The 12,931-nt window shown below is 67.7% G+C and carries 15 protein-coding genes; 8 read left to right on the top strand and 7 right to left on the bottom strand.

Translation table 11 applies throughout. The annotated features are described in order from the left end of the window. The first annotated feature begins 146 nt into the window (after nucleotides 1–146). The 4 genes from AC5ZH6_RS06320 to AC5ZH6_RS06305 all read left to right on the top strand — a co-directional run bounded on the left by AC5ZH6_RS06320 (nucleotide 147) and on the right by AC5ZH6_RS06305 (nucleotide 3,622). The gene (locus tag AC5ZH6_RS06320; RefSeq protein ID WP_006370793.1) at nucleotides 147–1,388 is read left to right on the top strand and encodes a geranylgeranyl reductase family protein; all 1,242 of its coding nucleotides are present in this window, start codon (nucleotides 147–149) and stop codon (nucleotides 1,386–1,388) included. Nucleotides 1,389–1,532: 144 nt separating this feature from the next. Beyond that, nucleotides 1,533–2,468: an oxygenase MpaB family protein gene (locus AC5ZH6_RS06315; RefSeq protein WP_020172146.1), complete on the top strand. Its 936-nt coding sequence runs from the start codon at nucleotides 1,533–1,535 to the stop codon at nucleotides 2,466–2,468. A 100-nt stretch (nucleotides 2,469–2,568) separates the two neighbouring features. Continuing rightward, nucleotides 2,569–2,982: a hypothetical protein gene (locus AC5ZH6_RS06310; protein ID WP_288337206.1), complete on the top strand. Its 414-nt coding sequence runs from the start codon at nucleotides 2,569–2,571 to the stop codon at nucleotides 2,980–2,982. Beyond that, nucleotides 2,975–3,622, top strand: a complete 648-nt coding sequence (locus AC5ZH6_RS06305; RefSeq protein ID WP_496168683.1) for a DUF3558 domain-containing protein — start codon at nucleotides 2,975–2,977, stop codon at nucleotides 3,620–3,622. Before AC5ZH6_RS06310 ends, AC5ZH6_RS06305 begins: the two co-directional genes overlap by 8 nt. Nucleotides 3,623–3,816: 194 nt before the next feature. Here the strand turns inward: AC5ZH6_RS06305 and AC5ZH6_RS06300 are convergent, their stop codons facing one another. Beyond that, nucleotides 3,817–4,512 (bottom strand): demethylmenaquinone methyltransferase, encoded by a 696-nt coding sequence (locus AC5ZH6_RS06300; RefSeq protein WP_094602370.1) that lies wholly within the window; start codon nucleotides 4,510–4,512, stop codon nucleotides 3,817–3,819. A 202-nt stretch (nucleotides 4,513–4,714) separates the two neighbouring features. Here AC5ZH6_RS06300 and AC5ZH6_RS06295 point away from each other — a divergent pair, with 202 nt between their 5' ends. The 4 genes from AC5ZH6_RS06295 to AC5ZH6_RS06280 all read left to right on the top strand — a co-directional run bounded on the left by AC5ZH6_RS06295 (nucleotide 4,715) and on the right by AC5ZH6_RS06280 (nucleotide 7,264). Further along, nucleotides 4,715–5,728: a ferritin-like domain-containing protein gene (locus AC5ZH6_RS06295; protein ID WP_288337207.1), complete on the top strand. Its 1,014-nt coding sequence runs from the start codon at nucleotides 4,715–4,717 to the stop codon at nucleotides 5,726–5,728. A gap of 123 nt (nucleotides 5,729–5,851) precedes the next feature. Beyond that, the gene (locus AC5ZH6_RS06290; protein ID WP_006370785.1) at nucleotides 5,852–6,025 is read left to right on the top strand and encodes a hypothetical protein; all 174 of its coding nucleotides are present in this window, start codon (nucleotides 5,852–5,854) and stop codon (nucleotides 6,023–6,025) included. Then, nucleotides 6,022–6,216 (top strand): hypothetical protein, encoded by a 195-nt coding sequence (locus tag AC5ZH6_RS06285; protein ID WP_006370784.1) that lies wholly within the window; start codon nucleotides 6,022–6,024, stop codon nucleotides 6,214–6,216. The genes AC5ZH6_RS06290 and AC5ZH6_RS06285 overlap by 4 nt, the downstream gene beginning before the upstream one ends. A gap of 37 nt (nucleotides 6,217–6,253) precedes the next feature. Next, entirely contained in the window at nucleotides 6,254–7,264 is a 1,011-nt protein-coding gene (locus AC5ZH6_RS06280; protein WP_288337440.1) for an iron-containing redox enzyme family protein, read from the top strand. Nucleotides 7,265–7,311: 47 nt separating this feature from the next. Here the strand turns inward: AC5ZH6_RS06280 and AC5ZH6_RS06275 are convergent, their stop codons facing one another. From AC5ZH6_RS06275 to AC5ZH6_RS06250, 6 genes are all read right to left on the bottom strand, one after another. Next, on the bottom strand, nucleotides 7,312–7,500 hold the full coding sequence (locus tag AC5ZH6_RS06275; protein ID WP_006370782.1) for a CDGSH iron-sulfur domain-containing protein: 189 nt from the start codon (nucleotides 7,498–7,500) through the stop codon (nucleotides 7,312–7,314). Continuing rightward, entirely contained in the window at nucleotides 7,497–8,195 is a 699-nt protein-coding gene (locus tag AC5ZH6_RS06270) for a HemK2/MTQ2 family protein methyltransferase (RefSeq protein ID WP_211542322.1), read from the bottom strand. Before AC5ZH6_RS06270 ends, AC5ZH6_RS06275 begins: the two co-directional genes overlap by 4 nt. Before the next feature lie 110 nt (nucleotides 8,196–8,305). Beyond that, a complete protein-coding gene (locus AC5ZH6_RS06265) occupies nucleotides 8,306–9,469 on the bottom strand; it encodes a glycosyltransferase family 4 protein (RefSeq protein WP_006370780.1) in 1,164 nt (387 codons plus the stop codon). 93 nt (nucleotides 9,470–9,562) lie between these two features. After that, complete coding sequence (locus AC5ZH6_RS06260) at nucleotides 9,563–10,102, bottom strand: DUF3592 domain-containing protein (RefSeq protein ID WP_006370779.1); 540 nt, start codon at nucleotides 10,100–10,102, stop codon at nucleotides 9,563–9,565. Nucleotides 10,103–10,123: 21 nt separating this feature from the next. Continuing rightward, the gene (menD, locus tag AC5ZH6_RS06255; protein WP_006370778.1) at nucleotides 10,124–11,809 is read right to left on the bottom strand and encodes a 2-succinyl-5-enolpyruvyl-6-hydroxy-3-cyclohexene-1-carboxylic-acid synthase; all 1,686 of its coding nucleotides are present in this window, start codon (nucleotides 11,807–11,809) and stop codon (nucleotides 10,124–10,126) included. 169 nt (nucleotides 11,810–11,978) lie between these two features. Continuing rightward, the gene (locus AC5ZH6_RS06250; protein ID WP_035728201.1) at nucleotides 11,979–12,809 is read right to left on the bottom strand and encodes a putative endonuclease domain-containing protein; all 831 of its coding nucleotides are present in this window, start codon (nucleotides 12,807–12,809) and stop codon (nucleotides 11,979–11,981) included. Nucleotides 12,810–12,931: the final 122 nt, after the last annotated feature.

Genomic DNA, 12,931 nt, shown 5'->3' with positions numbered 1-12,931 from the left:
TTTCGAGAAGGCCAAGGCCATCGGCGTGACGCATCGGGCGCCATACCCCAGGGCACTACCTCTGTGCAGCCTAGCGTCTGGCACCGACGCTGCCCGAGCAGCATCGCCCGACGGTGCGCCGACATACTGGTCGGGTGAGCAGCCAAGTGCCCCCCGTCGAGGTCCCCGACGCCGCCGACGTCCTGGTCGTCGGCGCCGGGCCGGCCGGGTCGGCGGCCGCCGCCTACGCCGCATCGGCCGGTCGCCAGGTGGTTCTCGTCGATGCGGCGGTGTTCCCACGCGACAAGACCTGCGGCGACGGGCTCACCCCACGCGCCGTCGCCGAACTCGATCGCCTCGGCCTCGGGCATCTCCTCGACACGCGGCCGCGTCTGGACGGTCTGCAGCTCAACGGCTGGGGCCGCAGCGTGTTCGTGCCGTGGCCGTCGGGCCGGTTCCCCGGCTACGGCAGCGCCGTCGCGCGCCTCGAACTCGACGACGCGATCCGCGAATTCGCCCTCGAGCGTGGTGCACGAATGGTGTCGGGCGCCAAAGCCGTCGACGTCGAGCGCGCCGGGGACCGCATCAGCGCAGTGGTCGTCGACACCGCCGATGGTCGGCGGACGATCCGCGTCGGGCAGGTCATCGTCGCCGACGGGGTGCGCTCGGGCCTCGGCAAGATCCTCGGCCGACAGTGGCACCGCGACACCGCGTACGGCGTGGCCGCGCGCGCCTATGTCCCGTCCCCGCGCGCCGACGCCACCGTGATGGGATCGCACCTCGAACTCCGCGGACCCGACGGTGAACTGCTGCCCGGATACGGTTGGGTGTTCCCACTCGGCGAGGGGTTGCTCAACGTCGGCGTCGGTGCTCTGGCCACATCAAAACGACCGGCGCACATGGCACTTCGGCCGATCCTCGAGCATTACTCGCACATGGTCGCCGACGAGTGGCAGATCACCGGCGAGCCGGTGCGCATCGCCTCGGCGCTGCTGCCGATGGGCGGTGCGGTCAGCAATGTCGCCGGCCGCAACTGGATGCTCATCGGCGACGCCGCGGCGTGTGTGAATCCCCTCAACGGCGAGGGCATCGACTACGCACTGGAGACCGCCCGGCTGGCGGTTGGCCTCCTGTCCGGCGACGACCACACGCACGCCTGGCGCAGCCTGCTCGTCGACCACTACGGGCTGGCCTTCTCCGCTGCCCGTCGACTCGCCGGCCTGCTGACGATGCCGCAGACAGTCCCGGCCCTCGGCCGCCCCGGAATCCGGTCGGCCCGGCTGATGTCGCTCGTGGTCCGGGTGATGGGCAATCTCATCACCCCCGACGACGCCGACCTGGTCGCCCGTGCGTGGCGCGGCGTCGGCCATCTGTCGACCCGCATCGACGAACGGCCGCCGTTCAGCTGACGCTTCGCGCCAGCGCCCTGCTTGTTGCCGACGGCACTCGCCAGCTCGCCGACAGCGCTCTGCGTGCCGCTCGTCCACATTGGATTGGGACAAAACCGATGGTATGTTTCAAATATCTGATATAACGGCCACCTCAGGAGCGTCATGCCGTCCGTTTCGTCCGTCGCCTCGTCGGTCTCACATCGCATCAGTACCCGCCGCGCGGAGCGCTACCGACTGCGTGACGACCTTGCCCGTGTCGACCCTGCGGCCGATCCCGAACGGTACGCACGCAGCCTCGGCACCCTGGAATACCCGTGGGGCATCACGATGGCGCTGAGCTTCGCCCTCTTCCGCACCTACGCCGTACCGTCGATCGGCGAGTTGCTGTATGAGACCGGAGAATTCACCGAACGCACCCAGAAGCGTTACGACGACACCGTGCTGCTCCTCGACGCTCCCGTCGAACACGGCTTCGCCGATCCACGCGCCCGCAATGCGGTCCGGCGGATCAACCAGATGCACGCTATGTACGACATCTCCAACGACGACATGCTCTACGTACTGGCCACGTTCGTGGTGTGTCCGGTCCGCTGGGTGGCCGACTACGAGTGGCGCCCGCTGGGCCGCAACGAGATCGACGGTCTCACCGAGTACTACCGCAAACTCGGCAAACACATGGCGCTCAAAGACATTCCCGGCACGTACGAGGACTTCGAGCACTTCCTCGAAGACTACGAGCGCGAACATTTCGCCTACTCCCCCGGATCACGCAAGGTCGCCGACGCCACCCTGGATCTGCTCACCACCTTCATGCCGTTCCGCCTTCTCCCGGCGTGGCTCGTCCGGCGCCTGTCGTTCGCCCTCATGGACGACCGCTTGCTCGACGCCTTCGGCTACCCCAAGCCCACCGCCGTCGAACGTGTCTTCGCCCGCAACGGCCTGAAGGCCCGCGGTTTGGCCATCCGGTTCTTCGCCGGCCCACGTACCGTCCCCCAGTTCGGGCGTGACATGCCGCAGATCCGCTGCTATCCGCGCGGCTATGAGGTCGATGAGCTGGGCACCTTCGCCCCTGGATGTCCCGTCCGCCACGCCGGCTGACCCTTCATCCACAACCTCGACGCCAATCCTCCCAAACCCGACGATCCTGGCTACAATGCCTTTCACGCCGTAGATCTGGCCGGGGCCAGAAGGGGGAGGGATGACGGAGTATTTCGTACAACCGGGCACACGTGTGCCACTCGGCGGTGACTCCACCACGCCACCGGACACCTCCATTCCCCGCGGGAATCCCGAACTCGGCGACGGCGGAGTCGTACAGGTCATCGACGCCGAGTGGAAGCGACGGGCCGGGGTGGCGAGGAATCTGGCGGCGGAGTTGGCGGGGGTTGTTGCGGAGTTGGTCCGCGTCAACAACGGCAATCACTACGGCAACGTACCGGAAGGTACCAATATGTCTGAGCGCGCGGCAGAGTTCGTCAATTGTTTCGCAGCTGGACTGAAGGCAAATATCGAGCGCCTAGACGCACTGGAAGCGCTGTGCGACCAGGCACACGCCGAGCTGGCTGCGACAGATAGCAAGAACGGTCTAGTTTTCGAATCAATCAATGCATAACATTCGACTGAAAATAGCCAAGACAATGTTGACAATGTCCGTCACTCTCTCTGGGATAGTCGGCTGCACAACTAATTCAGGCGAACCGACACGGGATCGAACATCCGCTTCGGCGTCCCACCCAAGTACTCCCGCCAGCATCAGACAAGTGGATGCGAACGGCAAACGACTACCCTTCAATACCGTCTTTCCAGATCGGTGGAGCAACCTGAACGACGGCTCGTCATATGAACCTTGCACAGCACTCTCTGGCGAGGAACTAGAGGCATTAGGCTTGAACCAGCGATCAGCGACAGATGGCGCCAATGCCAACATGCAGACGTCCCGAGGATGCGACTGGAGATACCGGGATTCGAACACAGCAATCCTTTCGCAAGGCGTCGGGAACGATCTTCCACTCGAGGATTACAAGAACAAGTACTCAACTGCGATCGAATGGCAATATGACACCAGCATTCAAGGAAGGTCCGTCGCAGTTGGGTATCCCAGACACCAGGACGCATGCACAACTGCGGTTCAATCTGGAAGCGCCATAGTCACGACAACTGCCATTCTGTTCATAAACCCTCCGCCAAGAGACCAAGTCTGCGCCAAAGCCATCGCCTTCACCAAAGCAACAATCGACAAAATGCCACCCTGACCCAGCACCAAAGCGGCCGGTCTCGAGGCTCGTCGCTATCGCTCCTCGGCACCTCGACCACCGATCTGGCGGACCACGTCGAAACCGATGCGATGTCGCCGCTCGTCGCTCCTCGGCCACCGGAGTAATCGATCCGAGCCGGTAGTCACCTCGACCACCGGGCAATCGACATCCGTGCCCGCCCAGGTGACGAGTCAGACGCGAATACCGGAGTGTATTGCCGCGATTCCACCGGTGAGGTTCTGCCAGCGGACGTCGGTGAACCCGGCGTCGCGAATGAGGTCGCCGAGGCCGAATTGGTCGGGCCAGGCTCGAATCGATTCGGCGAGATACACGTACGCGGCAGGGTTGCTCGACACCTTGGTCGCCACCGCGGGCAGCGCTTTCATCAGGTACTCCATGTAGACGGTGCGGAATGGCCGCAATGTCGGTGTGGAGAATTCGCAAATGACCAGGCGGCCACCGGGTTTGAGCACCCGATACAGCTCGGCCAGGGCGGTCGGCACATCGTGGACGTTGCGCAGACCGAACGAGATGGTCGCCGCGTCGAATGATCCGTCGGCGAAGGGCAGAGCCATGGCGTCTGCCGCGACCTTCGGTACGTTCCGCTCGGCGCCGGCCTTGAGCATTCCGAGGGAGAAGTCGGCGGCAACGCACGTGGCCCCCGACGTCGCCAACTCGACGGTGGAGACGGCGGTGCCGGCCGCCAGGTCGAGCACCACGTCGTTGCGAGTGAGCGCGAGTGCCTTGCGGGTCGCCTTACGCCACCGCCGATCCTGCGCGAACGACAGCACGGTGTTGGTGATGTCGTAGCGCTTGGCGACGCCGTCGAACATCGCCGCGACCTCGGCCGGGTCCTTGTCCAGACTCGCACGATCGGGGGTAGCCATGGCGATAACGCTACCTGCACGTCACCGCCGCCCCACCGAGCGCCCGGCGACGCTGGTGGCCCAACTCACATCTCGGCAAAACCGCAGGTGGCACCCGGTCATCGCGGCACATTCACCGACCGTTCGCCACGACGGGGTTTCTTCCTCACCAACCGGGGAACACCGTGGACACGAGAGCTCGTCCCCAACATCTGGAGGGAACATGACCGTCTCCACCACCACCGTCCACCAGCAACTGCGCGCGATCCTCGCGCTCACCCACACCGAGATCCAGATCGCCGAGACCCGGCAGGCGCAGGCCCGTACCGACGCGGTGCGTGGCGAACTGGCCGGCAATGCGCGCAAGGGCCGCGACCGTGCTGCAGCCATCGAGAAGGCGCTGCGCGAGCGCGACGGCTTCGCCGATGTCCTTCGTCCGGCCCTCGGCCGCGTCGCCGCATCGGTCAAGACCCTCGCCGAGCAAGCCCAACCGCTCGATGAGGCACTCCTCGGTGATCTCGCCCTGGAGCAGCAATTGCTCGGCCGCGCAACATATCTCAAGGCTCTGGCCACCGGCGCCGACGACGCCGACCTCCTCGCGCTCGCCGAACGACTCATCGACGCCCACACCGAGACCGTCGACTGGATCAGCACGGTGCTGGCCGAAGAAGCCCTCGGCGGGCCGGCCGCACTGCGCCGCAGTCCCAGCCAATGGGTCAGCGGCCTCGCCGCCCGTGCGGTGACCCTGCCGGCGATCGCCGCATCGCGTAGCGCCGATCGCGTCGCACACGCGATCCGCCAGGTCCCCGACGCCTTCTCCGGTCTACGCAGCCGCATCGGCAACACCGTCGACGACGCCACCGAAGCCGCAGAACAGGCCGGGCAGAGCCTCGTCGAGGCGGGAACGGCGACCCTGCGCACAGCGACCGCCGCCCGTGACGCCGCACTCGAGGCCATCGAGGACAACGCCCGGATCAACGGCGCCACCGGCGTCGCCGACACCGTGGCCTCGGTCCGCGAGGCGACAGGCACAGTCGACCCCGACGACCTGCCCATCCCCGACTACGCCGACCTGAACATCACCGACGCCGTCGCCGCGATCAAGGAGCTCGACGAGCCCGCCGACATCCGCGTGACGCTGCACTTCGAGGAAGCCCACAAGAACCGGCAGCGCGTCGTCAACGCCGCCGAGGCGCGCATCGCCGAGATCGCCAAGGATGTGGTCGGCGTCGAGTAACCCTCGCCGCCGGCACCACAGCGCCGTTCGCCCCACCACCCCGGGGGCGGACGGCGTGCGTCTCTCCGCAGGGTTTCGGCGACGCCCCACGCGGGAACACGACCTCCGACGACAGGAGAACCCATGGCCGACCGAGACAAGAACGCCACCACCAACGACGACAAGTTGCATCCCGGCCCCACCGACAACGACGGGTCCGGCGGCATGGCCACCCGCGAGGTGACGCCCGAGCTCGTCGGTGACGACCACACCGACGACGACCACACCGACAAGACCGACGACGGCGAGGACACATGACCGACGACAACACGCCGCACACCGACGAGTCACGGGCGGCCCGCGAGACCGTCGATGACCTCGAACGCAAGATCACCCACAACCCCGCCGAGGACGACGACACCGTCGTCGATCCGGAGTCGGCGACCGAGCAGCCCGGCACCGATGACCCCGACTCCCCCGCCGCCGGCGACGCCGAGCCCGCCGATTAGCGGTTTACCCAGTTCACCGAACGGGTACACCGGAAGCATGTATCTGCGCACCTCCACCGCGGCGGTCAGCCGCGCGCTGCCCGCACCCCGCGGCTGCCTCTCGGAGCGTCTCATCGCCGCGCTGCGTGACGGCACCGACGTCGCCACCGACCCAACCCCCGGCGACGACCCGTTCGGCGACGACGTCCAGCTCGCCCTCTACGTCGCCTACGAGTTGCACTACGCGGGCTTCACCGACGTCGTCGGCGATCGGGAGTGGGATCCCGGCATCATCGCCCTGCGCACCGCACTCGAAGGACTCTTCCTCGACGCGGTGCGCGCCGGCCTCGATACCGCGCCGACGACAGCCGAAGTGTTGATGGACGAGTTGAGCGTCGAGCCCGTCCATGGCGACGGCCTCTCGTTCCGGTTGCGCGACAACGGAACCTGGCAGCAGTACCGCGACCTGTTCGCTCTGCGGTCGCTGTATCACCTCAAAGAGGCCGATCCACACGCCTGGGCCATCCCACGACTGCGGCGCACCGCCAAGGCGGCGTTCGTCGCGGTGGAATTCGACGAATTCGGTGGTGGCCGCGGCGAATCCGTCCATCAAGAGCTGTTCGCCGATCTCCTGGCGGCCGCCGACCTCGACCCCGCCTACCTGGCCTACCTCGACCGCGCTCCGGCATGGGCGCTCGCCCCGGTGAATCTGATGTCCTGCTTCGGTTTACATCGATCTCTGCGCGGCGCGACCGTCGGGCACCTGGCCGCCACCGAGATCACATCGTCACCCGGATCGTCTCGGCTGCTGAGCGGGCTCGAACGGCTCGACGCCCCCGAGCCGTGCCGGCTGTTCTATCGCGAACATGTCGAGGCCGACGCCGTCCATGAGCAGGTCCTGCGCCGCGACGTGGTGGGATCACTACTCGCCGAGGAGCCCGAACTCGAAGCCGATGTGATCCTGGGCATCCGCGGATTCCTGTTCGTCGAGGACGCATTCGAGGCGGGGCTGACCGCCGCATGGGAGACCGGGCCGGTGTTGGCCGGGGTCGCATCTGTGCCGGTCTGACGCGCCGGCCTGCCCCGCCCACCCAGGACCCGCCCACCCAGAGCGCGCTACTCCCGCCGACGACGCCGATGGCTGGTGTCGCACAACGGATATGTGCGGCTGCGCCCACAGGCACACACCGCGACCATGAACCGATCCGAGCGCACGTGGGTGCCGTCGGGGAGTTCGATGTCGACGGGCCCGGGCACCAGCATCGGACCACCTCGTGTCACCCGGATGGGGGTCGCGTCACTCATGCCGCACCTTTCCTGATCGCTCGCACCACGGCGAGTTCCTCTGTCCGGCGGCCCTTCTCGAGCAGCCCGAGACCTTCGAGCCACTCGGCGCGCGCGGTCATCACCGGCCCGAACGGCACCCACCGCACCGCCATCACGTGAGCGTCGAGACCGTTGGCGCGCAACGCATTCACCGTGGCGTCGATGTCGGCGAACTCCGACTGCACCAGCAGCAGGGTCCCGCCGGGCTCGAGGAATTCAGATGCGTGTGCGCACAACGGGTCCAGGACGTCGCGGCCGGTCGGGCCGGCGTCCCACGCATGTCGCGGGCCGGGACTGATCGCCACGCCGTCGTCGATGCCAGGAGCCGGGACGTACGGCGGATTACAGGTCACCACGTCGAACCTGTCGCGACCGATGTGGTCCTCAAACCGCCCGTGGTGCACCCGAACCGGACACGGGGCGTCGATGCAGAGTCGCCGCGCGTGATGCACCGCGAGTTCCGAGGCGTCCACGGCCGTGACCGACGCGGCTCCCGAATGCGCAGCCGCCCGCGCCAATACGCCGCTGCCGGTGCACAGATCCAGCACCCGACCGCCGATGATCTGCGGCACCAGACGCAGGCAGTCGGCCAACAGCAGCGAATCCTCTTGTGGCTGGTACACGCCACCGGCGTACGACGGTTCGGGACTGATCTGCTCGAAGCTGAGGGTCATGTGCGCCTTCCGGGGCCGATGAGCGGGCGAAACACGTGCTCACGCGGCATTCCCCGATCACGCGTGGGTCAAACCACCGTTCCGGCCCCAGCCGGCAGCAGCCGATCTACTCACCCGGCGAGCCGTTGCCGCCCCATCGCGATCCGCGCATCGCCTCCGCGTTCGGCGATGACCTCGCCGTAGTGCCCGAGCAGTTCCTCGCACAACGCCGGCCACGTCCGCGCGCGCACCGCGGCCAGCCCGGCCCGGCCCATCGCCGCGCGTCGGGCGGGCTCCCGCAACGCGGCGACCGTTTCGGCGATGCGATCGGCGTAGGTCGCCGGATCGAGGAGGAATCCCGTCGACAACGGGGTCACCAGGTCTCGTGGTCCACCCGCATCCGGGCCGATCACCGGTATCCCGCTGGCCATCGCCTCCTGGATGGCCTGGCAGAAGGTCTCGTGCTCACCGGGATGGGCGAAGACGTCCAGGCTGGCATAGGCGCGCGCCAGTTGTTCGCCGCGCAGTTCGCCGGTGAACACCGCGTTCGGGCAGAGTCGTTGCAGGCGAGCACGTTCGGGGCCGTCACCGACGATCACCAGCCGCACCGACGGGTCGCGGTCCAGCGGGGCGAGCCGCTCGACATGCTTTTCCGGCGCAAGCCGGCCCACGAATCCGACGATCAACCGGTCCGCACCCCACTGTGCGCGCAGGTCGTCATCGCGTCTGGCCGGCGAGAACTGGGCGGTGTCGACGCCGCGCGCCCATCGATGCAGTCGCGGAATCCCGCGGGCGGCAAGCGCTTCCATCGTCGCCGTGGACGGCGCGAGGGTGCGGTCGCAGGCCAGGTGCACCATCCGCGTGTATCGCCACGCCGCGCGCCCGGCCACCTGAAGGCGGTATGCCTCGGCGAATCCCGCGACGTCGGTCTGGAACACGGCCACCGTCGGAACGCCCAACCGCTTGGCCGCCAACGCGCCTGCCCCACCGACCACGAACGGCGAGGCGAGATGCACCACGTCGGGGCGCACGTCGCGCAGGGCTCGGTACATGCTCGGCATCGGCACCCCGACGGGCAGCGACGTCACGCCGGGAAATCGCATCGAGGGCACCGTGTGCACAGGGGTGTGCCGACCCACCAGCCGCGGTGCCCGCTGACCGTCTCGCTCGGAATCCGGTGCGATCACCACCGCACCATGCCCGGCGTCCTCGAGATGCTCGACGACTCGTAGAACCGAGTTGACCACCCCGTTGACCTGCGGAAGAAAACTCTCGGCGACGATAGCCACGCGCATGGCGCCAATGGTCGTTGTCTTCGATGACCTCGGCGACGACCGCATGTGACCTACGCGCGAACTCCGCGCGAACCTCTGGTCGCCGCAGCGTACTCACGCATCGACGGTTGCCCGGTCGTCGGCGGGACGGGGTGACGGGTCGTCGTCGGGGTGATCGCCGCCGTCACCGTCGTCGGGACCGGAGTCGTCCTCGCCGGCGCGGCGCGCGGCCCGGCGCAGCAGGCGGCGATTGGCCTCGGCGATCAACACCATCACCGCGACAACGATCAGCCACGTGAGCGCGGCCACCGACAGCGCCGGGATGATCGCCAGCGACGCCCCTCGCCCGGCGGGCTTGGCCAGGTCGGGGTTGCTCTGGTCGTATTCGACGCTGATGCGTTGTCCGGTACCGAGTTCGGTCGGATACAGCAGCCCCAGCCGCGGGCTGTAGATCTGCCCGTCGGGCGTCTGGAAGTACGCGACGGCGTGCAGGCGGTCGGCCGAGACGATGTCGGCCATCACGGTGCCCTTGTCGCGGTTGATCGCCGCGTCGTTGCGGAAGGCGGCCACGACCATCGCGCCGGCCATCACCGTGACGATCAGCCCGATCACCAGCAGCGTCTTCTGCACACGCCGCAGGATGACCGGATTCATGCACCTCAGAATACGGGCCCGCTACCGCAGGCGGCCCACGATCCCCGCGTGCACCGAACGCAGGCGCTCACGGTCGGTGACCACCTCGATGACCTCCACCCCGCCGGCGCCGGGCTCGGCCAGCACCGCGGCCAGGTCAGATGGCTCGACGCGGCGGTGCGGCAGATGGAATCCCGCACACAACGAGGCCAGGTCGGTGCGATGCGGCGTGCCGAACACCCGCTCATACGCACCGGCGTACGGGCCGGAGTTGAATCGCGGATCGCCCTGCTCGAGCAACCCGAAGATGCCGCCACCGTCGTCATTGGCGACGACGATCCGCAGGTGCCGCGGCCGTGGCTCCGACGGCCCCAGAATCAGTCCGGTGGCGTCGTGGATGAAGGTCAGGTCACCCATCAACGCGACGGTCCGCGACCCCGGATGGTCGACGTCGTGGGCCAATGCCGCGCCGATCGCGGTCGAATTCGTCCCGTCGATACCGGCCACGCCACGGTTGGAGAGCACCCGCACGCCCGGCGAGACGCGCCCGGCCAATGCGACGTCGCGGATCGGGTTGCTCGCGCCGACGACCAGTTGCTCGCCGGGAACCATGGCCGCGCTGACCGTACGCGCGACGTGCAGGCCGGTCGCCGGGCCGCCCGCATCGAGTTCGGCGTCGACGGCCCCGAGGACGCGCTGATGAACCTCGGCGCACTGTTTGAGCCAGTCCTCGGCGGCCTCGCCGGTCGCCTCGACCCGGGTGCCGGTCGCGAACACATTGCCCGACACATCCGGCCACCGCGGTCCGGTGGTCACCGCGTAGACGCGGACCTCGGGGTCGGCGAGCAGTCGCGCCACCCCGCGGTGCAAGGTGGGCCGACCGCAGATGATGGCCTGCTTCGGGGCGAGCGCGTCGAGCGCCAGCGGATGCAGCGGGGTCACCGCATGCGGTGCGGTCGGCTCGGCGACCGTTGGGATCCCGTCCAGCTCCGGATACCGACCAGCTCCATGACCTGCGACGACGACCGTGTCGAGGGACAGGTCGATGGGCAGTGGGATGTCGAGTTTGCCGACCGGAGCCTGTGTCCACGGCAGCCCACCGGGGCGTCCGGCGAAGACGCCGAGGTCGGACTCGGGGCCGGTCTGCGGCCCGGGGACGAGCGGCTCGCGCAACGGGATGTCGAACTGCACCGGTCCGGCGTTGCCGGTCCGCGCACCCCGCGCCGCCGCCAGCACGCGACCGACCGCCGAGCGCCACTGGCTGTTGGTGTCGAGGTCGGCCTCGGCCAGGCCCAGACTGATCGCCGCACGTACCTGCGTGCCGAAGATCCCGAACTGCTCGACGGTCTGATTGGCCCCCGACCCGAGCAACTCGTACGGCCGGTTCGCGCTGACCACCACCAGCGGCACCCGGGCATAGTTGGCCTCGAAGACCGCCGGGCTCATGTTGGCCACGGCGGTGCCGCTGGTCATCACGATCGGCACCGGCCGCCCCGACGACGCCGCCAGCCCCAGGGCCAGAAATCCCGCCGACCGTTCGTCGATCCGGACGTGCAACCGCAGCGCGCCCGCGGCGTCGGCGGCATGGAGCGCGAATGCCAGTGGGGCATTGCGCGATCCCGGGCAGAGCACCGCCTCGCGGACCCCGCCGCGGACCATTTCGTCGACGATGACCCGCGCCTGCAGGGTGGACGGGTTCGGCGGCGCAGATTCCGGGGAAGAACTCATGGATTCCACACTACGATGCCGCTTTTCCGCACCGATCTCCGCCGAAGGATGCCCGGTGGCACCCCGGCTCGCCGGTTTTCAGTCATTCCGGAAGTAGAGATTCGACAAAAGCCCAGGTCGGCGGGTCCGGTGTACTCGGCGAATGACTGAAAACAGGCGAACGGCACCGTCATTCGTCGTCGGGAGGTGGCAACCGGTGTCGATCGTCGTCGAGGGTGCGGGTGATGTCGGCCAGTGTGTCGTCCCAGCCGTAGAGAACGTCGTCGTAGGTCAGGCGCATCGTCGAGTAGCCCCTGGCCAGCGATTTGCGGTCGCGGCGACGGTCCTTGCGGTAGTTCTCCAGACTGGTGTGATGAAGCTTGCTGTCGCATTCGATCAGAAGTCGGCCCACCCGCAGGTCGAACCAGCCCAACCCGATGAGATTCGGTTGGACCACGACGTCATGTCCTCGTCGTCGTAATCGGGTGCGCACCATGGTCTCCGTGCCCGACTGGGATCGGGGATCGCATTCGGCCAACAGCATCTCGATGGTGGCGTTGGCTCGCGGCAGCATCACCAGCAGCAACTCCACATCGAGACCCTGACTGTTCAGCACCGAATCGGCGACGACGATCCAGTCATCGGGACTCATGCACCCGACCGCACTGCACAGGGCCAGCGGGACCGGGTCGAGGATCGAGTGCACCGGTAGCGGCGGCCCCGGCGGTCGACAGCAGGCCGTGCCCCGCCTCATCGCATCCTTGCCCGCGCGGATGTGCACCTCCTCGTAGCCCGGTGGAACCCAGATCCCGTGTTTGTCCAGCGCGGTCGGACCCGACAGTGCGCCGTATCCCCGTGCCGCCAGCAGTGCGTCGGAGTCGGCGCCCGGGGTCGAGTACCACCCTCGTCGTTCGACGGCGAGTTCTCCTCGGCGCACCATCCGCCGCAGGTCGTTGTCGGTCAGCCCGCCCGCGATCAACTCCGTACGGCTCTTCACACCCAGTTCGACGGTCTTGTCCACGAGGTTTGGACGCAGCGGGGCCCGTTCTGGCTCCCTCTCGCCTGTTTTCAGTCATTTCCGAAGTAGAGATTCACCAAAAGCCCAGGTCAGCGCGCCCTGCATACCCGGCAGATGACTGAAAA

The sequence above is a fragment of the Gordonia sp. YC-XJ4 genome, assembly GCF_059511865.1.
Note: the sequence above shows the minus strand (reverse complement) of the source record. Positions and strands in the feature narration are given on the sequence as shown.